Raw genomic sequence first — 20,135 nt, 5'->3', positions numbered from 1 at the left:
CCGCTCGGAACGGCGCCGAGGAAGGGAGTGCGTCATGGAGGGGACGACCGACGACACCGGGCCGGGCAGGTCGTCCGGTGCCTCGCCGGGAGCTCTGGCCGCCCTTGGCCTGGACCTGACCGCCGCGGTCGCCCTCGCCGAGACCGCCGAGGCGGAGTTCATGCTCGCCCTGCACGACGGTGCGCCGACCGAGGCCAGGAGGGCGCTCGGCATGCACTCGGAGCGCGTCGCCGGAGGCGTGGCCGTCGTCATGGCTGCCGACCCCACGGGCGGCTACTGGAACAAGGCCCTGGGGTTCGGGCTGGCGGCGCCCGTCACCGAGGACCTCGTCGCGCACCTGGTGGACCTCTATGCGACGGCCGGAGCCCCGGCCATGACGCTGCAGGTCGCTCCGTCCCTGCTGCCGGAGGACTGGGACGAGCTGTGCGCCCCGCACGGCATCGTCGGCGGGTCCGTGTGGGCCAAGCTGCTCCGGCACGCCGACGTGCCCGTCAGCCCCTCGGTCACCGAGCTCCGGATCGGCAGGATCGGCAGGGACGACACCGACGCGTACGCCCGCGTCTTCGCCACGGGATTCGGTATGCCGCCCGAGCCGCACCTGCTGTCCATGTTCGCCGCCGCCGGGGCCGGTGGACGGGGCTTCACCGCCTACGGCGCCTGGGACGGCGACCGGCTCGTCGCGGCAGCCAACCTGCACGTCGCCGGTCCTGCGGCTGCCTTCTGCGGTGCCGCGACCCTTCCCGAGGCCAGGGGCCGCGGCGCCCAGTCGGCGTTCATGCGCGTGCGGGTCGAGGCGGCTCGCGCCGCGGGGTGCGGGTGGATGAGCACCGAGACGTGGCAGGAGTCCGAGGGTGCGCACAACCCGTCGCTCCAGAACATGCTGCGCTCGGGCTTCGTCGAGGTCTACGACCGGCGCAACTGGGTCTGGCGGCCATGAGCGCGGCGACGTCGCGCGCGCCCGGCGCCCGCGACGTCGTCGGCATCACCAGGTGTTCTCGACCACGGCGTGCTCGATGTCGCCCTTGACGTTCTCCAGCACCGAGAGCGACCTGGACGGCTCGAAGACGGTGCGCAGCCGCACCGTCGACGGCAGTCGCACGGGCTTGCGGAACCAGACCCGGCTCGACAGCCCCGCTGCGGGAAGGCGCGGGCCGAGGGACGCGAGCACCCTTGCGTAGGAGTACATCCCGTGGGCGATCGCCGTGGGGAAGCCCAGCGGCCTGGCCGTGAGGGCGTGCAGGTGGATGGGGTTCCAGTCCCCCGACACGGAGGCGTAGGACCGACCCGTGCCCTCCCCGAGACGCCACACCGGACCTCCCGAGACGCCGGTCAGCGCCTCGGTCGAGGGCGGTTCGACGGCCTCGACGTCGGGGTGCTCCGCCCCGCGTGAGAGGTAGGTGCTGACGCCCCGCCACACCACCTCCCCGCGCACGCCGACCTCGGACACGAGGTCGACCTGGCGTCCCCGGCGGTGGGGCCGCAGGTCCTGGGCCCACACGGACACGTCGAGCGGCTCGTGGACGTCGACGGGCCTGACGACCTCGATCCGGTTCTCGACGTGGACGGCACCGAGCAGCGGGAGCGGGAAGCGGTCCCCGCTCATGACCGACATCTGCAGCGGGAACGCGACGAGGTGCGGATAGGTCGGCGGCAGGGTGCCGGTGACCGGGAACCGGCACACCCGCGCATACGCGACGACGTCGTCGACCTCGAGGCGTATGCCGGCCCGGGAGTAGCGCACGTCGGGGAGCGTGTCGCTCGCGTTGCCACGGCGCAGGGCCGCCGTCGCATAGATGCGGCGCAGGTCCGGGGCGCCGTCGAGCGTGATCTCCTTCGTCATCGCGAACTCACGCGCCGAGCAGGCTCTGGCCGCACACGCGAACCACCTGACCGGTGACGGCGGCGGCTCCCGGCTGCACGAACCAGGCGATGGTCTCCGCCACGTCCTTGGGCCGCCCGCCCTGCTGCAGGGAGTTCATCCGACGCCCGATCTCCCTCGTGGCGAATGGGATCCGCGCCGTCATCTCCGTCTCGATGAAGCCGGGGGCGACGGCGTTCACGGTGATGTCGCGCTCCGCGACCTGGCGCGACAGCGCGGTGACGAGGCCGATGACACCGGCCTTGCTCGCGCCGTAGTTGGTCTGCCCTCGGTTGCCCGCGATGCCGGCGATGGAGGCGACACAGACGATGCGACCGCCGTCGGCCAGGCCACCCTCGCCGAGGATGGCCTCGTTCATCCGGAGGATCGATCGGAGGTTGACCTCCATGACGCTGCGCCAGCGGTCGTCGTCCATGTTGACGAAGAGCTTGTCGCGGGTGATCCCGGCGTTGTGCACGACGATGTCGAGCCCGCCGTGGCGTGACGTGGCGTGCTCGACGATGCGGCGGCCAGCCTCGTCGGACGTCACGTCGAGCTGCAGCGCGGTGCCCTTGACCTCGTTGGCCACGGCGGCCAGCGCGTCGCCGGCTGCCGGCACGTCGACGGCGACGACGGTCGCCCCGTCCCTGGAGAGCACCTTGGCGATCTCGGCCCCGATGCCGCGCGCGGCGCCCGTGACGACCGCGACCTTGCCCTCGAGCGGACGGAGCGCGTCGGCGTCGGGGCTCGTGGACTCGTCGACGCGCACGACCTGGCCGTCGACGTAGGCGGACCGACCCGAGAGGAAGAACTCCACGGCCGAGCGGACGCCGCCCTGCGCATCTCCCTGCGCGAGAACGAGGTTGGCCGTGGCGCCGCCCCGGAGCTCCTTGCCCAGCGAGCGCACCGCGCCCTCGAGGGCGCGCTGGGTCGTGACCTCGGCGACGTCGGTCAGCGTCGACGGGTCGGTGCCCACGACGACGACGCGGCCGTTGCGCGCGAGGGCCTTGACGGCCGGCGCTCCGAGCAGGCGCAGCTGGTCGAGCTCGGCCGGGTCGGTGGCGGTGCTGAGGTCGAGGACCACGGCGCCGACACGGTTCGCGGCGTCCGCGGCCGTGGCGACCGTGGCGACTCCGGCGCTCGCGAGCCAGGCCGCGATGCCCTCAGCGAAGCGGCCGCCCCCGGCGACCAGGACCGGGCCCTCGCAGAGCGGCAGGCCGGGCTCGTAGCGGCGCAGGCGGGTCGGCTGGGGCACGCCGACCTTGCGAGCCACGGGCGAGCTGACGATGGTCGTGAAGAGATCGGTCATGTCAGGCCTCCAGGATCGCGACGACGCCCTGCCCACCGGCAGCGCAGATGGAGATGAGGCCCCGGCCGCCGCCGGCCTCGTGGAGCTGCTTGGCGAGCGAGGCGACGATGCGCCCGCCCGTGGCGGCGAAGGGGTGGCCCGCGGCGAGCGAGGAGCCGTTGACGTTGAGCTTCGTCCGGTCGATCGAGCCGAGCGGGGCGTCGAGACCGAGGCGCTCACGGCAGAAGTCCGGGTCCTCCCACGCCTTGAGCGTCGTCAGCACCGTCGCGGCGAAGGCCTCGTGGATCTCGTAGAAGTCGAAGTCCTGCAGGCTCAGGCCATTTCGAGCGAGCAGGCGCGGGACCGCGTAGGCCGGGGCCATGAGCAGCCCTTCGTCTCCGTGGACGTAGTCGACGGCGGCTGTCTCGGCGTCGACGAACCACGCGAGTGGCGTCAGGCGGTGCTCGGCGGCCCACTCCTCGCTGGCGAGCAGCACGGCCGAGGCGCCGTCGGTGAGCGGCGTCGAGTTGCCGGCGGTCATCGTCGCGCCATCGCCCTTGCCGAAGACCGGCTTCAGCTTCGACAGCTTGTCGACGGTGGAGTCGGCACGGAGGTTGGTGTCGCGGGAGGTGCCGAGGTAGGGCGTGACGAGGTCGTCGAAGAAGCCGCGGTCGTAGGCGGCGGCGAGGTTGCGGTGGCTCGCAGCTGCGAGCTCGTCCTGGGCCTCACGCGTGATGCCCCACTGGGCGGCGGTGAGGGCCATGTGCTCGCCCATCGACAGGCCGGTCCTCGGCTCGACGTTCTCCGGGATGGACGGCACGAGGTGGCCGGGCCGCAGTCCGGCGAGTGCCTTGGCGCGAGCGCCCGCCGACCGGGCGCGGTTGGCGGCGAGGAGCGTCTGGCGCAGCCCCTCGCTCACGGCGATGGGTGCGTCGCTGGCGCTGTCGACCCCACCGGCGATGCCGGCGTCGACCTGGCCGAGCGCGATCTTGTTCGCGACGAGGACGGCCGCCTCGAGCCCGGTGCCGCAGGCCTGCTGGATGTCGTAGGCCGGAGTCGTGGGGTGGAGGCGCGTGCCGAGCACGGTCTCGCGGGTCAGGTTGAAGTCGCGGCTGTGCTTGAGGACCGCGCCGGCCACGACCTCACCGAGCCGCTCCCCCGCGAGCCCGTAGCGCGCCACGAGGCCGTCGACGGTCGCGGTCAGCATGTCCTGGTTCGACGCCTTGGCGTAGGGCCCGTTGGACCGGGCGAACGGGATGCGGTTGCCCCCGAGGACGGCGACGCGCCGCGGCGGGCGCGGTGCGGGCGGGGTGGACCGCGGGGTGTTCTGGGAAGCCATGGGGTCTCTCCTGCTGTCGGCTGTCTGACCTGTCGTCGTCGTCCAAGATATCCGAAACCGGTAGTAGTCGATACAGCAAGTACCTGTTACTTTCGAGACATGGACGACGACGTGGCCACTCCTGCGGTACCGCCGGCGACGCCGCGGGACGGACGGGACTCCCGGTGGGAGCGGCACCGCGCCGAGCGCCGCGCCGCGCTCGTCGATGCGACGATCCGGGCCATCCGCACCCACGGCGCCGGCGTCGGCATGGACGACATCGCCGCCGAGGCGGGCACGTCGAAGACCGTCATCTACCGGCACTTCGACGACAAGGCCGGCCTCTACCGCGCCGTCGCCGAGCGCATCGACGGCCGGGTCGTCGGCAACGTCGGAGCGGCGCTCGGTGGCGCTGGACGACCGCCGGCCGACACGCGGGAGCTCGTGGCGTCCACGGTCGAGGCCTACCTCGCCCTCGTCGAGTCCGACACCGAGGTCTACCGCTTCGTCGTCAACCGTCCCCTCGTCGACCGGCCGCTCGTCGACGACCCGGTGGGCGGCACCGTCGACGAGGTCACCGACCGCCTGACCGGACTGCTCCTCGAGTCGCTCCGGGCGACGGCGACCGACCCGTCCCGCGCCCGCACGTGGGCCATCGCGCTCGTCGGCTCCGTCAGGGCCGTCGCGGACGACTGGCTCGCCACGCCCGAGGCCGAGCGGGCCCCCCGCGCCACCGTCGTCGACTCCCTGACCGAGCTGGCCTGGCACGGGCTCGCGCCCGTCCTCGCGGCCCCCACCACCACGCCCGCAGCGACCTCCTGAGGTCCGACCGGAAGGCACGAGATGTCCACCGCTGCAGCCCCGCCCACCCCTACCGCGTCCGACCACGACGGCACCACCCTCACCGCAGCGCTGCGAGCCCACCTCGACGGGCCGTTCGGCGAGGTCCGTGAGCACTGCCGCGCGCTCGACCCGGAGACGTACGGACCGCCGCCGGCACCGCTGGCGATGGATGAGCACCGGGCCCTCGTCACCTGCCAGCTCGCCTCCCTCGCTGCGGAACCGTATGCCGCACAAGGCTTCCCGGAGCGGCAGGGCGGCACGGCGAGGTACGGCGACGCCGTCGCGGCCTTCGAGATGCTCGGACACACCGACCTCTCGCTCTTCGTCAAGGCCGGCGTCCAGTGGGGGCTGTTCGGCGGCGCCGTCTCCCTCCTCGGCACGAGCCGCCACGACCACCTGCTGGCGCAGGTCATCTCCGGCGAGCTGCAGGGGTGCTTCGCGATGACCGAGACCGGTCACGGCAGCGACGTGCAGAGCCTGCTCACGACCGCGACCTACGACCCGGACTCCGACGAGATCGTCGTCCACTCCCCCGAGGCCGCCGCGCGCAAGGACTACATCGGCAACGCGGCCCGCGACGGACACGTCGCGGCCGTCTTCGCCCAGCTCGTCGTCGGCGGTGAGTCACGCGGCGTGCACTGCGTCCTCGTCCCGATCCGCGACGACTCGGGCTCGGCCGCACGCGGCGTCACCATCGAGGACTGCGGTCCCAAGCTCGGCCTCGGCGGGGTCGACAACGGCCGCCTCCTCTTCGACCACGTGCGGGTCCCGCGCACCAACCTGCTCGGCCGCCACGGCGACATCGACGACGCCGGCACCTACTCGAGCCCCATCGACAACCCGGGCCGCCGGTTCTTCACCATGCTCGGCACCCTCGTGCGCGGGCGCATCTCCGTCGCGGGCGGCGCGGGGGCGGCCGCCCGATCCGCCCTGGCCGTCACGACGAGGTATGCCGCGGGGCGACGTCAGTTCGCGGCGCCCGGGAGCGACGTGGAGACGACCGTCCTGGACTACCGCACCTACCAGCGTCGGCTCCTGCCGAGGATCGCGACGGCATACGCCCTCCAGCTCGCCCAGCACGAGCTCGTCTCGGCGATGGACGACGTGCTCGCGGGGCGCACGACGTCCGAGCAGGACCAGCGGCAGCTCGAGACTCGGGCTGCCGGCATCAAGGTGCTGACGACCCGGCACGCGACCGACACGATCCAAGAGTGCCGAGAGCTCTGCGGCGGCGCCGGCTACCTCTGGGCCAACCGCCTGGCCGCGCTCAAGGCCGACACCGACATCTTCACCACGTTCGAGGGCGACAACACCGTCCTGCTCCAGCTCGTCGCCAAGTCGCTCCTCACGGAGTACCAGGCGAGCTTCGGCGACCTCGACACCGCGGGCATCGTGCGGTTCGGCGCCAAGCTGGTGGGCGGAACCGTCATCGAGCGCTCGTCGGCCCGGGGCATCATCCAGCGTCTCGTCGACGCCGCCCCGGGGAGGGACGAGGACGTCACCTTCGGCATCCGCGGCACTCAGCTGCGCCTGCTCCGCGAGCGCGAGGAGCACCTCATCGAGGGGCTGGCCCGCCGCCTGCGGCAGGCCGCCGCCCCCGGCGCCGACGCCTTCGCCGTCTTCAACGCGACGCAGGACCACCTCGTCGAGGCCGGCGCCGCCCACGTCGAACGCATGGTGGCCGAGTCGTTCGCCGCGTCCGTCGAGGACTGCACCGACGACGGGGCGCGGGCCCTGCTCGCCAAGGTGTGCGACCTCCACGTGCTGGCGACGATCGAGCGCCACAAGGCGTGGTACCTCGAGCACGACCGACTGAGCCCCGCGCGCGCCAAGGCCCTGACCGCACTGGTCAACGAGCTCTGCGCGGAGCTGCGACCCCACGCGGTCACCCTCGTCGAGGCGTTCGGCATCCCCGAGGGCCTGCTGACGACGGAGATGTCGGGCACCGCCTGAGCACCGGCGGGCGGGTCCGGCAGCCAACGCCGCGGGTCGGTCCGTGCGTCAGTCCGTGTGTCAGTCCGTGCGTCAGGCCGTCGGGCGCTGGTAGCGGCCCCGGCGGTGCACGAGCGGCGCCTCGTCGTCCCCGACCTCGGCGTGCTCGACGGTCGCCTCCACGAGCACCGACCAGCCGACGTCGTGGCGGCTCGCCGGGTCGAGGCGCACCCCCATCCACGTCGTGGCCGACAGGGCGCGCGGACCCCACTCGGTCTGCTCCCACTCGGTGAGCCGGAACGGGCCACCCGGCGCGGGCATGACTCCGGCGAAGGCGTCGGCGAGGCGCTGGTCCCGTGCGCCGAGCAGGGCGACGACGGCGGTCCCGGTCTCCTCGAGGCGGTCGAGCAGGTCCGACTCGGCGTGGAGCAGTCCCACGACGCGGGCGGGGTCTCCGGTTGCGACGAGGTAGGACGACACGGTGAGCCCGGCCCGCTCGATTCCGAGTCCGGAGGTCCACAGCGAGACGGTGCCGCCGATGCGACCGCGGAGGCGACGCACCTGGTCGCGGTCGCCCTCAGGGGTGTCGAACGGGTGCTCGGTGTGGATCGTCACGACCGGGTCCCGGCGGACGCGGACGGGGCGAGACGGCCCGTCACTCGGGGTCGGCCACGAAGAGGGCGTCGTCGACCGTCACCTCGCCGGGCTCGAGCACCCGGGCGTAGACACCGGCGCACTGCGACGGCGTCTGGGTGATCTCGAGCGTGCACTCGCCGAGCCGGACGACCCGCCCGACAAGCTTCTCGAGACCGGACGAGTCCATGTCGAGGACGATGTTGGCCTTGGGGTGCGTCTCGACGTAGTCGTCGACCGTGACGAGGTGCACGGCGTGCTTCTTGGAGCGGTTGCCCTGGGGGCCCGTCTCGGTCATCTCCACCGAGTCGAGCTGCTGCCCGGGCGCGTCGGAGTCGGGATAGATGAACAGGCTCGAGACCGTGGCGATCATGAACCACACGCTAGCCCGCTGGCACGGCAGCGGACGGTTGCGACGTGCAGGGGCAGGTGTCCGGTGGGCCGGTCGCGCTGCACCGGCCCTCAGAATCCAGTGGGCTCGGTCTCGAGCTCAGGCTCGGTGGGCCGGGCCTCGTGGTGCAGAGGATGCACGGCCGTCGTGCGCTCGAGCCAGAGCAGGGCGTCGTAGCGGGCGCCGATCCGGGTCGGCACGTAGTTCCCGACCTCACGCTTGGGGTGGTAGATGACCCCGATGGCCCGGTGCCCCAACCAGCTCGAGAGCCACGACCCGGACCGGTCGTCGGGGAAGACGAGCAGGGCGGGCGCGCCGAGGGTCTCGTGGAGCAGCGACTCGAGGCTGCCGGCGCGGGCGACCGGGACCGGCAGGACGCTCTCGGGGGCGCCCCACGAGTCCGCGGCCAGCACGGTCCCGCGGTGTGAGGCGAAGCCGACGAGCGCGACGTCCTCGGCGAGATGCCGCTCCCGTAGGAGCTGGCCGACGTTGACGAGCCCCTCACGCGCCATGTTGGTGGCACGCGCGTCGCCGACGTGGGTGTTGTGCTCCCAGACGATCCCCTGCGACCTCGGGCCGCCGTGGCGGGCGAGCCGCTCGACGGTGTCGACCATGTGGTGGTCGCGGACGTTCCACGACTGGCGGTCCCCGCGCACCATGGTGCGGTAGTAGTGCTCGGCGTTGGTCGCGACCTCGGCGTTCTGCACCACGTCCAGGAGCTCTGCGTCCCCGGACCGCTCGCGTGCCCGGCGGCGCACCTCGACGAGGAGGCGCACGACGTCCGCCTCGCAGCCGGCGGGGACGAGCCGCGTGCTGCGGGCGTACTGGTGCGGGTCCTCGCCGTAGGGCACGAAGCACTGCCACGCGTGCAGGGCCGCCGGCAGCGACTCCGGGGCGTTGGCCTCGAGCCAGCCCATGATCTCCCAGAGCGAGTCCCAGAGGGAGTAGATGTCGAGCCCGTAGAAGCCCACCCGGCGGCCTCGGGTCGCGCCAGGTTGTACGCGTGGAGCCACGTCAGGAACTCGGCGACCTCGCGGTTGGCCCACATCCACGTCGGCCACCGCTCGAACCGGTCGAGGACGCCGACCGCGTCGAGGTCCTGGTCGGCCTCGCCCCGGACCCAGCGGTTGATCCGCCAGCAGTCGGGCCAGTCCCCCTCCACACCGATCCACGTGAAGCCGTGCTCCTCGACGAGACGACGGCTGAGCAGCGCCCGCCAGCGGTAGTAGTCGCTCGTCCCGTGCGAGGCCTCCCCCACGCAGACGAACCGCGCGCCACGCACACGCTCGACGAGCGGGTCGAGGTCGGAGGCCTCACGCAAGGGCTCGACGAGCGTGCGGACCTCCAGGGCCATCCGCTCCGTGCCGGTGGCCCCAGCCGCTCCGGCCGCATCTGCAGACCCGCGCCAGGCACTCATGACGTGCTCCGCCGGGTTGTCGCGGACGAGGCCACCCCGAGGTGGGCGACGAACCAGTCGCGGGCCAGGGCGGCTGCCTCGGCGAGCGTCCCGGGCTCCTCGAACAGGTGGGTCGCCCCCGGGACGACCGCCAGCTCGCTCGTGCACCCGGTCAGGGACTCCCGGGCCCGCCTGTTGAGGGCCAGGACCGCGCGGTCGGCGCCGCCGACGACGAGCAGGGTCGGGGCGCGGACGGCTGCCAGCCTCGGGCCGGCGAGGTCCGGGCGGCCGCCCCTGGAGACGACCGCGGCGATGTGCGCACCGGGCTCGGCGGCGGCCCACAGCGCCGCCCCCGCCCCGGTGCTCGCCCCGAAGTACCCGATGGCGCAGGAGGCGGTGTCGGGCCGCCGCGCCAGCCAGTCGGTCGCGGACCCGAGACGGTCCGCGAGCAGCGGGATGTCGAACACCGCGGCGCGGTCACCCTCCTCCTCGGTCGTCAGCAGGTCGAGGAGCAACGTGCCGAGTCCCGCCTCGTGCAGGACGTCGGCCACGTAGCGGTTGCGTCGGCTGTGCCGGCTGCTCCCGCTGCCGTGGGCGAACACCACGACGCCGGTGGCGCGCGCCGGCAGTCGAAGGTGCCCCTCGATCGACACCCGTCCGGCCGGCACGACGACGTCCTCGTCGGTGGCGGATCCGGGGTGCGATGCGGGGTCGTCGCCTGCCCCGGCCGCATCGCCCGTGCCGGCGGCCCGCGCGCGACGGTCGGCCTGCTCGAGCAGGGCGACGACCTCGTCGTCGGTCGTCGGCGAGAAGTCCACGTAGTGCGCGCCTACGGCCCGGAAGCGCTGTGGCGCCGACACGCACACGACGGCGTCGGCCTCGGGCAGCTCCCGCAGGGTCTGGGCCGGGGCGACCGGCACGGCCAGCACGACGCGCTCGGCACCCAGCTGCCGCGCGACCCGGCACGCGACGCGTGCGGTCGCGCCCGTCGCGATCCCGTCGTCGACGACGACAGCCACGCGACCATGCAGGTCCACCCTCGGACGACCACGGCGCAGCCGCTCGACCCGAGCGTCGAGGACGGCTCGTTCACGGGCCTCGACCGCAGCGAGCTCCTCCTCGGTGACCCGGGCGCGCGCGAGCAGCATCCGGTCGAGCACCCGGACGCCGCCCTCCCCGATGGCGCCCATCGCGAGCTCCGGCTGGAACGGGACGCCGAGCTTGCGCACGACGATGACATCGAGCGGGGCGTCCAGGGACTCCGCGACGACGGAGGCGACCGGGACCCCGCCCCGGGGCAGCCCGAGGACGACGACGTCCTGGGCCCGCAGGAATGCCAGCCGTGCGGTCAGCGCCCGACCGGCGTCCCACCGGTCCTCGAAGACGACCATGACGTCCTCCCTCCGCGCGGACGAGCGAGCGCGGACGCGGTCACACCGCGGTCTCTCCCGTTCATCGTCGCCCCGGGTGGAGCGCCGCGACAGAGACCTTGGTCCCACCGGCCCTCGAGCGCGCTCCGCTGTCGCCTCACGAACGGGAGGCGCACACTGGGTGATGGCCATCGACCTGGAGCAGCAGTGGTTCCGCGGTCTCGCCGAGCTGCGCTACGCCCGATCTCCCAAGCGGATCCGGGCGGTGCTCGAGGGGCGCACGGTCCTCGACACGCGTGACGCCATGCTCGTCTTCGAGCCGCGCCGCATCGTGCCCTGGTATGCCGTTCCGCCTGCTGATCTCGACCTGGACCTCACCGAGCACGACCTGTCGCCCGTGCCCGAGCTGCGTGCGCCGGTGCTGCCCCCGCGCCACAACGACTGGCACACGGTGCCGGGCCGGTCGCTGCACCTGGGCGTCCGCGGCGAGGTGGCGTTCCGGCCCGATGCACCCGAGCTCGGGGGCCGCGTCGTGCTGCACTGGAGCCCCTTCGACTGGTTGGAGGAGGACGAGCCGGTCATCGGCCATCCCCACGACCCCTTCAAGCGCATCGACGTGCTGCGGAGCAGCCGGCACGTCCGCGTCGAGATGGGTGGTGTCACCGTGGCCGAGTCCGACCGCGCGACGATGCTCGTCGAGACGCACCTGCCGGTGCGGTGGTACCTGCCGCGCGAAGACGTCCGGATGGACCTGCTCACGCCGTCGGCACACCACACCGTCTGCGCCTACAAGGGGGTCGCGAGCTACCTCGGCGTCGAGGGGGCGCCCGACGTCGCGTGGTTCTACCCCGACCCGTTGCACGACGCGCTGCCAGTCCGGGGCCTCGTCTGCTTCTGGCGGCCCGCCGTGGTGCTGGTGGACGACGTGCCCGTCGACACCTCGATGCCCGGTGACTGACCCGGCTACTGACCCAGGGTGCCGCGGGTTCGAGGCACACGGCATACGCCCGCTCGACGCCCGGGAAGCAGAAGAGCCGCCCTGCGACTGCGCAGTGCGGCTCGTTCTCGTTCGGTGGACGTGAAGGGACTCGAACCCCTGACCTCTCGCGTGTGAAGCGAGCGCTCTAACCAGCTGAGCTACACGTCCGGGCGCCCCTGTGCCGACAGGGCGTCGGGGCGTCGGAGGGAAACAATAGCCGGTGCGGACGCCGGTGCGTTAATCGCCCCCGGGACGACCTCTCCCCGACGGGTCAGTCGACGCCCGGCACCTGCGTCAGCAGCTGCTCGGCCCACTGCGGGACGAACTGCGGGATGCCTGCCCAGGCGAGGTAGCCCCAGATGACGCCCCACACGATCAGCAGCGTGCCGAGCGCGACGACGCCGCGCACCCAGATCGCCTGACCCATGATCCAGTCGTTCCAGCGGCTCACGTGGTGCCGGGCGAAGTCGAGCCAGCGCTGGGCGAACTCGAACTCGCTCGCGAGGATCAGCAGGCCGAAGAAGACGACGAGCCAGCCGGGCCCGGGTGCCGGCACCATGACGAGCCCGGCGACGGTCACGAGGCCACCGACGACACCGACGGCCGTGCGCCACACGAGGTGGGTGGCGCGGTTGCTGCGCAGCCGCGCCCGCCAAGCCCAGCGGTCCTCACCGGCGTCCAGCGTCACGTTGCGGTCGGAGTAGTCCACCGGGGTGCCGTCGTTCCGGGGGCCGCCCGGTTCGGGGCCGGTCACGGGTTCGAGTCCCGCTCGGCGTTGCTCCGGAAGACCCGCTGCAGCTCGGTCGTCACGGGGCGGTCGGCCGGCATGGTCCGGGCGTCGACGGCGTGGATCGGCAGGACGTCCTTCGTGGAGCTCGTGATGAAGACCTCGTCGGCGCTCTGCAGGATCTCGAGCGGCAGGGGCTCCTCGCGGATCTCGATCCCGGCGGCGCGACCCCACTCGATCGTCAGCTCCCGGGTGATGCCGAGCAGCAGGCCCGAGTCGGCAGGCGGGGTCAGGACGACGCCGTCGACGACGACGAAGATGTTGCTGCCCGTGCACTCGCAGAGCTCGCCGCGGGTGTTGCCGAAGACGGCCTCGACGGCGCCCTCGGCCTTGGCGCGCGACAGGGCGACGACGTTCTCGGCGTAGGACGTCGTCTTGAGCCCGACCACCGCCGAACGCTCGTTGCGCGTCCACGGGACGACGGTGAGCTTGCCGCTCGCCGGCGGGAGCGGCTGAGGTGCCGCGAGGACGATGTAGGTCAGCGAGGCGTCGTCACGGTCCGATCCGAGCGGACCGATGCCGCCGGTGACGCTGTAGCGCAGCCGGCCGAAGTCGATGGTGGGTCCGTCGAGCACGGCGGCGATGCCCTTGTCGACCAGCGCCAGGTCGAGGGGCGGCAGGCCCAGCCCGGCGGCCGACCGCTCGAGGCGCCGGTGGTGGCGCGTCAGGGCGAAGGGCTGGCCGGCAGCGATCTTGGCCGTCTCGAAGACGCCGTCGCCGACCGTCACCGAGTGGTCGAGGGCGGAGACGGAAGGGCCGATCGGGTCGACGAGGTCGCCGTCGACCCAGACGCGCGTGGTGGAGCTCATGTGCCGGTGCTGTCCCTTCCTGGTGGCTCGACGGCCGCCCGGAGGCGCCCGACGGGAGTGTTCATGGTGTCACAGTGCCGGCGGCGAGCCCGATGAGGCGGGCGGCCTTGAGCTCGGTCTCGGCCCACTCCCCCTCGGGGTCCGAGTGCCAGGTGATCCCGGCGCCGGTGCCGAACCGCAGCCACCGGCCACCGGCGTCGTCGGGCTCTGCCCAGAAGGTGCGGATGCCCACCGCCAGGTCTGCCTCGCCGCGGTCGGCGTCGACCCAGCCGACCGCGCCGCAGTAGGGCCCGCGGGGCGCCGTCTCCAGGTCGTGGATGGCCTCGAGCGCGCTCGACTTCGGGGCCCCCGACACCGACCCCGGCGGGTAGGCGGCAGAGAAGATCTCGGGCCAGCCGACGCGGTCCCGGAGGCGCCCGCTGACCGTCGAGACGAGGTGCACGAGACCGGGGTGTGCCTCCACCGCGCACAGCTCGTCCACCGACACCGTGCCCGGCTCGCAGACGCCGGAGACGTCGTTGCGCATGAGGTCGACGATCATGACGTTCTCGGCGAAGTCCTTGGGCAGCATCTGCTCGGCCGTGGCGGCCGTCCCCTTGATCGGCCGTGTCACCAGACGCCCGTCGCGGCGGGAGAGGAAGAGCTCGGGTGACGCGCTGACGACGTCGAGACCGGCCGCGTCGCACCGGATGCGCGCAGCGTGAGGCGCCGGGTTGCCTTGTCGCAGAAGCGCATCGAGGCCGTCGAGGTCCGCTTCGCCGTCGAGCTCGTGGCTGAGGACGCGGCAGACGTTGACCTGGTAGACGGTGCCCGCAGCGATCCGCTCCCGGACCTCCCCGACAGCGCGGACGTATGCCGTCCGGTCGAGCGACGTGCGCCAGTGGCGGTCGAGCGGTTCCCAGCCCACGGCGGGAGCCGGCGGCCGCGCGGGACCCCGGCCCACGGCATACGGCCTCGGGGTGACCTCGGCGAAGCGCACGGCCGTCACGGCGCCCTCGAAGGTGGCCACGACGGCCCAGAAGCCCTCACGCGTGATGGCGTCGAGGGCTTCCGGGCCGTGACGGACGTCGAGCACCTCGCGCGCGTCCCGGTCGGCGAAGCGGGCGTGGTCCACCCGCAGATCGTAGGGCCTAGGAGGCGAGGGCCTTCTCGATGTCGGCGGCGAGGTCGGCCGGCTCGGTCGTCGGCGAGTAGCGACCGATGACGGTGCCGTCGCGGGCGACGAGGAACTTCGTGAAGTTCCACTTGATCTTCTTGCCGAGCAGGCCACCCTTCTCGGACTTGAGCCACGTGTAGAGCGGGTGCTCGTCGGAGCCGTTGACGTCGATCTTGGAGAACATCGGGAAGGTCACGCCGTAGTTCTTCTGGCAGAAGGCCCCGATCTCCTCGTCGCTGCCGGGGTCCTGGCCGCCGAACTGGTTGCACGGGAAGCCGAGGACGGTCAGGCCCTGGGCGCGGTAGGTCTCGTAGAGCGTCTCGAGTCCAGCGAGCTGCGGGGTGTAGCCGCACTGGCTCGCGGTGTTGACGACGAGGACGACGTCGCCGGCGTACTCCTCGAGCGACACCTCCTGGCCGTCGATGGCGGTGGCCTTGAAGTCGTGCAGGACGGTCACGTGGTCTCCTCTGTGGTGCGGTGTCGGTGGGTGGTTCGGAGCGGCGGTCGGTCGAGATGGGTCATGCGTCGGGTTCGGGCGGCACGGCCTGACCGTCGCGCTCGTCGCGGTCGGCCCACTCGAGCAGCGCTGCGAAGTCGAAGACGGCGTCGTCGATGCCGGCGTGGAGGTCCCCGAGGCGCGCGTAGCGGTCCGGCATGGTCGCGATGGTGAAGTCCTGTGGCTCGGCGTCGGCGACCTCGTCCCACGCGAGCGGGGCCGAGACCGTGCCCCGCGGGTTGCCGCGCACGCTGTAGGCGGCGGCGATGGTGTGGTCGCGGGCGTTCTGGTTGTAGTCGACGAAGAGGTCCTTCGGCGAGCGGTCCTTGCGCCACCACGTCGTCGTGACGTCGTCGGGCAGCCGGCGCTCGACCTCACGCGCGAAGGCCAGCGCGCCGCGGCGCACGTCCTTGAACCCCCAGTCCGGGGCGATGCGGACGTAGACGTGCAGCCCGGACCCGCCGGACGTCTTGGGCCAGCCGACGGCGCCGAGCTCGTCGAGGATCTCGTACGTCGTGGCGGCTGCTCGCCGGACCGTGTCGAAGCCGCACTCGGGCATCGGGTCGAGGTCGATGCGCCACTCGTCGGGGCTCTCGGTGTCGGCGCGTCGGCTGTTCCACGGGTGGAACTCGACCGTCGACATCTGCACCGCCCAGATGACGTCGGCGAGGCGGGTCACGCACAGCTCGTCTGCGTGCAGGCCGTAGCGCGGGAAGTGCAGCCGGACCGTCTCGACCCAGGGCGGGGCGCCGGCGGGCAGGCGCTTCTGGTGCACCTTGGGACCGTCGACCCCCTTGGGGAAGCGGTGCAGCATGCACGGGCGCTCCCGCAGCGCGTTGACGATGCCCGGCCCGACGGAGAGGTAGTAGTCGACGAGGTCCCGCTTGGTCTCGCCCCGCTCGGAGAAGTAGACGCGGTCAGGGCTCGAGAGGCGCACCGTGTGGTCGCCGACCTCGATCTCCTCCGCGGGGGCCTTGCTCGACGCAGCCATGGGCGACAGCCTACGGACCGCACGCCTGCCGACGGTCGAACAGGCGGTCGGCTCGGCGCTCGGACGGGCCGGACGGCATACGCCCCGACGTGCGGAAGGGCCCGCCGACGTGAGTCGACGGGCCCTTCCAGCGGAGCGGACGACCGGGCTCGAACCGGCGACCTCAACCTTGGCAAGGTTGCGCTCTACCAACTGAGCTACGTCCGCCTGCCAACCTCCGGAACGGGGGCTCCGTGGGTGCGAGGTAGACCATAGCGGACGGGCGGCCGGAGTGCGAAACCCGCTCTCCGAGTGGCCGTTCGGCTACTTCTGGACGGCCATCTCGCCGAGCTCGGACCACTCCGTCCCGTCGACCGTCGTGTTGACGATCCTGGGCGTCGCCGCGAGGTAGGCGGGCAGCTCGGCGGTGGCCTGCCTGAAGTGGTCGCTCTGGACGTGCGCACCGCCGGCCGCGTCGTCGCGGAAGGCCTCGACGAGGACGTACTCGTTCGGGTCCTCGAGGCTGCGCGACCAGTCGAACCACAGGCAGCCGTCCTCGGCGCGGGTTGCCTGGGTGAAGGCCCGGGAGATCTCAGGCCACTCGTCGGCGTGCTCGGGCCTCACGGGGAACTTGGCGGTGATGAAGATCAAGGCTGATCACTCCTGGCTGGTCGGTGGACGGTCCGGGCGCGTGGGAGCGCGTCGAGCCGTGGTCGTAGTGGCGGCGTACCCGCTCCGGGCCCACGACTCATCGTCCTCCCCGACGCCCGGCGTCACCAGGAGGTCTGGGTGCAGGCGCTGGACCCGGAGGGCTCGACCTGCAGCGTGGCGTGCTCGATGCCGAAGCGTTCGCGCATGACGTCCGCCGCCTGCGCGAGGATCGTGGCCGTGTCGGCGGCGGACTCCCCCGGCCCCACGGCGGCGGTGACGAGATGAGCCGTCGCGACGTTCATCCCCGACGTCAGCGTCCACACGTGCAGGTCGTGGACCTCGACCACCCCGTCGATCTGCGACAGGGCCCGCTCGGCCTCGTCGGGGTGCATCCCGGCAGGCGCGTGCTGGCCCAGGACGGCCAGGACCTCACGGCCGAGCAGGACGGCGCGGACCGCGACGAACAGCGCGATCGCGAGCGCCACGACGGTGTCCCACCACGGCCGGCCGGTGCTGCCGACGAGGACGGCGGCGGCGATGACGCCGACCGAGCCCAAGGTGTCGGCGAGGACCTCGAGGTAGGCGCCCTTGACGTTGAGGCTCTCGCTCGCGCCGGCGCGCAGCAGCGCGATGCTGATGAGGTTGATGACCAGTCCGAGCGCACCGACGACGAGCATCGGCCCCGAGGCGACCTCCGGCTCGGCTCCGATGCGTCCGACCGCCTCGATGCAGATGTAGACGGCGACTCCGAGCATGAGCAGCACGGCGAGCCCGGAGGCGAAGACCTCGGCGCGGTAGGAGCCGAAGGTCCGCCGCCCGGTTGTGTCCTTGCGGGTCGCGATGCGCGTCGCGACGAGGGCCGCACCGAGCGCCACGACGTCGGCCGCCATGTGGCCGGCGTCGCTGATGAGGGCCAGCGACCGCGACGTGAGCCCGACGACGAGCTCGACGACGAAGAACACCGCGACCAGCCCGAAGGCCAGCTGCAGCCGCCACCGGTGCGCGCCGGCGGCTGACACGCCCCCGCGGTGTCCGTGTCCGTGACCGTGCCCGTGGCTCATGCGCGCGCCCTCGCCGCCTTCGAGCGGGTGCGGGCGAGCCCGACTCGCTCGACCGGCTCGACCGGCTCGACCGGGGCGGGCAGCTCGGTCGTGGGCTGGTGGGTCATGTGCTCCCGGGTCAGGTCGAGCAGGATCCGCACGTGCGCGTCCGCGAGGCGGTAGTACATCAGGCGCCCGTCGCGCCGGGCGGTGACGACCCGCGAGGCGCGCAACAGCCGCAAGGACTGGGACACCGTGGTCTCGGCGACACCGGTCGCGGCGGCGAGGTCGCACACGCACAGCTCACCCGCCTCGAGCAGCGCGTACAGCAGCCTGGCACGGGTCGGGTCCCCCAGCAGCTTGAAGACGGCCGAGACCTGGACCAGGTCGCCCTCGGGCAGGGCGCGGGAGCGGACGTGACGCACCGTCTCCGGGTGCACGCAGTGGTCGGTGCAGGCGTCGATACCGATGACCGCCTCATCTGAACGCATGCTCAGATGTTATGACAAGCGCGGCCGGCCTCCTCGACAGCCAGGTCCGGGCGCTGCTGCCCGGGCGGACGGCCTGTTTCACCCTCGGGGGATGACGTCGCCCCTGACGCACTGTGATGCCATGCTCGACATGAGCGGATGGGTCGTCGTGGCGGTGGGGGTCATCCTCTGTTTTGCCGGGGTGGCGTCCCTCAACCTCGCCGTGCTCGTGTCCGCCTTCGCCGTCGTCTGGCTGCTGGCCGACGTCTGGAAACGACACCAGCGGCCGCAGCACGTGAACCTCTCGATCCGTCACGACCCCTACGTCTGGAGTCCCTCATGTCCGCGGTACCCGGCACCCCGTCGAGCCCGCCGAGCCCGTCGAGCCCGTCGAGCCCGGACGTCGACGCCGACGGCCTGGGCGAGCTGGCCCTCCGGGCGTTCGTCTACGGCTTCCCCCTCGTCTTCGACCTCGACCGGGTAGCGCGCTACGTCACCACCGGCGTCGGTGCCAACCCCGCGGCGGCGTTCAACTCCTTCAGCCACGCGCGCACGCTGTCCGGTCCCGGGGACAAGTTCGTCACGATCAACAGACACCGTCTACTCGATGGCACAGCTCGACCTGTCGAACGGGCCGTTGTTCCTCGAGGTGCCCGACACGGACGGCCGGTACCACGTCCTGCAGTTCGTCAGCGCGTGGACCGACAACTTCGCCTACGTCGGTCAGCGCGCCACCGGCACGGGGAGCGGACGCTTCCTGATCACGCCTCCCGGCTGGACCGGCGAAGTGCCCTCGGACTGCACCGCGATCGAGTCTCCCACCGCGGTCTGCTCGATCGTCGGTCGCTGGGCCGTCGACGGGGACGGCGACCTCGCCGCCGTGCACGCCCTCCAGGACGCCACGACCCTGACGCCGCTCCAGCCGTCCGACGCATCCTTGGTCGGCTTGCCCAGCACGGTCGGGCTCGACGGCCTCTCCCCCGCCCTGCAGTTCTGGGAGAAGTACCGTCGTGCATCGCGAGCCTTTCCCCCGGCGGCGCGCGACGAGGCCCTCCAAGCGTCGTTCGCGGAGCTGTGGCTCACGGGTGAGGCGTCCCTCGACACCGCGCCGGTCGAGGTGCGCGCAGCTCTGGAGCAGGGCCACTCCGCAGGGACCGAGCACCTGCAGCAGTCCCTGCGCGGCGGCCAGGTGGAGGAGGTCGCGGGCTGGCTCATCACGCTGCACGTCTTCGACTACAACCTCGACCACTTCGGAGTCGGCACCATCGACGACGCCAGATGGAGGATCGAGGACTCCGACCGGCGCCTGCTCATCCGGGCCGGCGCCGCGCTGGGTGGACTGTGGGGCAACCATGCCTACGAGGCGGCCTACCTCGGCACGTACGTCGACGACCACGGACAGCAGCTGACCGGCGCCCACGACTACACGCTGACCCTGGCACCGACGCCGCCCAACGAGGGCTTCTGGTCGCTGACGATGTACGACGTTCCCGACTACTACCTCGTCGACAACCCCATCCAGCGCTACTCCATCGGCGACCGCACGCCCGGGCTCGTCTTCGACGCCGACGGAAGCCTCACCATCCGCATCAGCGCCAATGAGCCGAAAGACGCTGCGGCGCGGGCGAACTGGTTGCCAGCGCCTCCGGGGCCGTTCCGACCAATGCTCCGCGTGTACGTCCCGGGGTCAGACGTCCTGGACGGTCGGTGGAACCCCGCACCCATCACCAGGGTGTGACCGCGGGCGC

At 72.5% G+C, this 20,135-nt stretch carries 19 protein-coding genes, 2 tRNA genes and 1 pseudogene; 5 read left to right on the top strand and 17 right to left on the bottom strand.

Annotation, left to right across the window (positions count from 1 at the left end; translation table 11 throughout):
* The first annotated feature begins 34 nt into the window (after nucleotides 1-34).
* Complete coding sequence (locus IEY30_RS02880; RefSeq protein WP_052358091.1) at nucleotides 35-937, top strand: GNAT family N-acetyltransferase; 903 nt, start codon at nucleotides 35-37, stop codon at nucleotides 935-937.
* 45 nt (nucleotides 938-982) lie between these two features.
* On the opposite strand, the gene IEY30_RS02875 is transcribed toward IEY30_RS02880, so the two are convergent.
* From IEY30_RS02875 to IEY30_RS02865, 3 genes are read right to left on the bottom strand one after another with little or no spacing between them, the layout of a single operon-like run.
* Complete coding sequence (locus IEY30_RS02875) at nucleotides 983-1,840, bottom strand: MaoC family dehydratase (protein WP_030146173.1); 858 nt, start codon at nucleotides 1,838-1,840, stop codon at nucleotides 983-985.
* Nucleotides 1,841-1,847: 7 nt separating this feature from the next.
* Nucleotides 1,848-3,167, bottom strand: a complete 1,320-nt coding sequence (locus IEY30_RS02870) for a 3-oxoacyl-ACP reductase (RefSeq protein WP_030146174.1) — start codon at nucleotides 3,165-3,167, stop codon at nucleotides 1,848-1,850.
* Between the two features lies 1 nt (nucleotide 3,168).
* On the bottom strand, nucleotides 3,169-4,485 hold the full coding sequence (locus IEY30_RS02865; protein WP_030146175.1) for an acetyl-CoA C-acetyltransferase: 1,317 nt from the start codon (nucleotides 4,483-4,485) through the stop codon (nucleotides 3,169-3,171).
* Nucleotides 4,486-4,584: 99 nt separating this feature from the next.
* Here IEY30_RS02865 and IEY30_RS02860 point away from each other — a divergent pair, with 99 nt between their 5' ends.
* Together IEY30_RS02860 and IEY30_RS02855 are read left to right on the top strand one after the other, a co-directional pair.
* On the top strand, nucleotides 4,585-5,286 hold the full coding sequence (locus IEY30_RS02860; protein ID WP_030146176.1) for a TetR/AcrR family transcriptional regulator: 702 nt from the start codon (nucleotides 4,585-4,587) through the stop codon (nucleotides 5,284-5,286).
* Between the two features lie 21 nt (nucleotides 5,287-5,307).
* Nucleotides 5,308-7,260 carry an acyl-CoA dehydrogenase family protein gene (locus IEY30_RS02855; RefSeq protein ID WP_052358092.1) on the top strand — a complete coding sequence of 651 codons (1,953 nt, stop codon included), beginning with the start codon at nucleotides 5,308-5,310 and terminating at the stop codon, nucleotides 7,258-7,260.
* 72 nt (nucleotides 7,261-7,332) lie between these two features.
* Here the strand turns inward: IEY30_RS02855 and IEY30_RS02850 are convergent, their stop codons facing one another.
* The 4 genes and pseudogenes from IEY30_RS02850 to IEY30_RS02835 form a co-directional block, all read right to left on the bottom strand.
* Complete coding sequence (locus IEY30_RS02850) at nucleotides 7,333-7,854, bottom strand: flavin reductase family protein (RefSeq protein ID WP_030146178.1); 522 nt, start codon at nucleotides 7,852-7,854, stop codon at nucleotides 7,333-7,335.
* 40 nt (nucleotides 7,855-7,894) lie between these two features.
* On the bottom strand, nucleotides 7,895-8,245 hold the full coding sequence (locus IEY30_RS02845) for an MOSC domain-containing protein (protein WP_030146179.1): 351 nt from the start codon (nucleotides 8,243-8,245) through the stop codon (nucleotides 7,895-7,897).
* Nucleotides 8,246-8,334: 89 nt separating this feature from the next.
* Nucleotides 8,335-9,617, bottom strand: a pseudogene (locus tag IEY30_RS02840) (erythromycin esterase family protein).
* Between the two features lie 59 nt (nucleotides 9,618-9,676).
* Complete coding sequence (locus IEY30_RS02835; RefSeq protein ID WP_030146180.1) at nucleotides 9,677-11,050, bottom strand: phosphoribosyltransferase family protein; 1,374 nt, start codon at nucleotides 11,048-11,050, stop codon at nucleotides 9,677-9,679.
* 163 nt (nucleotides 11,051-11,213) lie between these two features.
* On the opposite strand from IEY30_RS02835, the gene IEY30_RS02830 reads away from it, so the two are divergent.
* Nucleotides 11,214-11,987, top strand: coding sequence for a DUF427 domain-containing protein (locus tag IEY30_RS02830; RefSeq protein ID WP_030146181.1), 774 nt, complete (start codon nucleotides 11,214-11,216; stop codon nucleotides 11,985-11,987).
* A gap of 115 nt (nucleotides 11,988-12,102) precedes the next feature.
* Here IEY30_RS02830 and IEY30_RS02825 read toward each other — a convergent pair.
* The 10 genes from IEY30_RS02825 to IEY30_RS02780 all read right to left on the bottom strand — a co-directional run bounded on the left by IEY30_RS02825 (nucleotide 12,103) and on the right by IEY30_RS02780 (nucleotide 18,408).
* Nucleotides 12,103-12,176, bottom strand: a tRNA-Val gene (locus tag IEY30_RS02825).
* 103 nt (nucleotides 12,177-12,279) lie between these two features.
* Entirely contained in the window at nucleotides 12,280-12,762 is a 483-nt protein-coding gene (locus IEY30_RS02820) for a TIGR02611 family protein (RefSeq protein ID WP_030146182.1), read from the bottom strand.
* Entirely contained in the window at nucleotides 12,759-13,604 is an 846-nt protein-coding gene (locus tag IEY30_RS02815; protein WP_030146183.1) for an aminotransferase class IV, read from the bottom strand. The genes IEY30_RS02820 and IEY30_RS02815 overlap by 4 nt, the downstream gene beginning before the upstream one ends.
* Nucleotides 13,605-13,665: 61 nt before the next feature.
* Entirely contained in the window at nucleotides 13,666-14,718 is a 1,053-nt protein-coding gene (locus IEY30_RS02810; protein ID WP_081920242.1) for a chorismate-binding protein, read from the bottom strand.
* Nucleotides 14,719-14,734: 16 nt separating this feature from the next.
* A complete protein-coding gene (locus IEY30_RS02805; RefSeq protein WP_030146185.1) occupies nucleotides 14,735-15,217 on the bottom strand; it encodes a glutathione peroxidase in 483 nt (160 codons plus the stop codon).
* Between the two features lie 61 nt (nucleotides 15,218-15,278).
* Complete coding sequence (gene ligD / locus IEY30_RS02800; RefSeq protein WP_030146186.1) at nucleotides 15,279-16,247, bottom strand: non-homologous end-joining DNA ligase; 969 nt, start codon at nucleotides 16,245-16,247, stop codon at nucleotides 15,279-15,281.
* A 134-nt stretch (nucleotides 16,248-16,381) separates the two neighbouring features.
* Nucleotides 16,382-16,454 (bottom strand) — tRNA-Gly (locus IEY30_RS02795).
* 96 nt (nucleotides 16,455-16,550) lie between these two features.
* Nucleotides 16,551-16,877, bottom strand: a complete 327-nt coding sequence (locus IEY30_RS02790; protein ID WP_030146187.1) for a putative quinol monooxygenase — start codon at nucleotides 16,875-16,877, stop codon at nucleotides 16,551-16,553.
* Between the two features lie 122 nt (nucleotides 16,878-16,999).
* Complete coding sequence (locus IEY30_RS02785; RefSeq protein ID WP_030146188.1) at nucleotides 17,000-17,938, bottom strand: cation diffusion facilitator family transporter; 939 nt, start codon at nucleotides 17,936-17,938, stop codon at nucleotides 17,000-17,002.
* Complete coding sequence (locus tag IEY30_RS02780; protein WP_081920243.1) at nucleotides 17,935-18,408, bottom strand: ArsR/SmtB family transcription factor; 474 nt, start codon at nucleotides 18,406-18,408, stop codon at nucleotides 17,935-17,937. The genes IEY30_RS02785 and IEY30_RS02780 overlap by 4 nt, the downstream gene beginning before the upstream one ends.
* Nucleotides 18,409-18,994: 586 nt before the next feature.
* On the opposite strand from IEY30_RS02780, the gene IEY30_RS02775 reads away from it, so the two are divergent.
* Nucleotides 18,995-20,125 (top strand): DUF1254 domain-containing protein, encoded by a 1,131-nt coding sequence (locus tag IEY30_RS02775; RefSeq protein ID WP_229674805.1) that lies wholly within the window; start codon nucleotides 18,995-18,997, stop codon nucleotides 20,123-20,125.
* Nucleotides 20,126-20,135: the final 10 nt, after the last annotated feature.

It is taken from the genome of Terrabacter tumescens (assembly GCF_014646815.1).
Lineage (GTDB): Bacteria > Actinomycetota > Actinomycetes > Actinomycetales > Dermatophilaceae > Terrabacter > Terrabacter tumescens.
The sequence above is the reverse complement of the archived record's forward strand: the minus strand, read 5'-3'. Positions and strand labels throughout refer to the sequence as shown.

Coding starts and splice junctions, on each gene's coding strand:
- IEY30_RS02835 (WP_030146180.1), bottom strand. CDS start 11,050: ATGGTCGTCTTCGAGGACCGGTGGGACGCCGGTCGGGCGCTGACCGCA.
- IEY30_RS02875 (WP_030146173.1), bottom strand. CDS start 1,840: ATGACGAAGGAGATCACGCTCGACGGCGCCCCGGACCTGCGCCGCATC.
- IEY30_RS02880 (WP_052358091.1), top strand. CDS start 35: ATGGAGGGGACGACCGACGACACCGGGCCGGGCAGGTCGTCCGGTGCC.
- IEY30_RS02870 (WP_030146174.1), bottom strand. CDS start 3,167: ATGACCGATCTCTTCACGACCATCGTCAGCTCGCCCGTGGCTCGCAAG.
- IEY30_RS02865 (WP_030146175.1), bottom strand. CDS start 4,485: ATGGCTTCCCAGAACACCCCGCGGTCCACCCCGCCCGCACCGCGCCCG.
- IEY30_RS02775 (WP_229674805.1), top strand. CDS start 18,995: ATGGCACAGCTCGACCTGTCGAACGGGCCGTTGTTCCTCGAGGTGCCC.
- IEY30_RS02860 (WP_030146176.1), top strand. CDS start 4,585: ATGGACGACGACGTGGCCACTCCTGCGGTACCGCCGGCGACGCCGCGG.
- IEY30_RS02830 (WP_030146181.1), top strand. CDS start 11,214: ATGGCCATCGACCTGGAGCAGCAGTGGTTCCGCGGTCTCGCCGAGCTG.
- IEY30_RS02815 (WP_030146183.1), bottom strand. CDS start 13,604: ATGAGCTCCACCACGCGCGTCTGGGTCGACGGCGACCTCGTCGACCCG.
- IEY30_RS02780 (WP_081920243.1), bottom strand. CDS start 18,408: ATGCGTTCAGATGAGGCGGTCATCGGTATCGACGCCTGCACCGACCAC.
- ligD (WP_030146186.1), bottom strand. CDS start 16,247: ATGGCTGCGTCGAGCAAGGCCCCCGCGGAGGAGATCGAGGTCGGCGAC.
- IEY30_RS02845 (WP_030146179.1), bottom strand. CDS start 8,245: ATGATCGCCACGGTCTCGAGCCTGTTCATCTATCCCGACTCCGACGCG.
- IEY30_RS02855 (WP_052358092.1), top strand. CDS start 5,308: ATGTCCACCGCTGCAGCCCCGCCCACCCCTACCGCGTCCGACCACGAC.
- IEY30_RS02785 (WP_030146188.1), bottom strand. CDS start 17,938: ATGAGCCACGGGCACGGTCACGGACACGGACACCGCGGGGGCGTGTCA.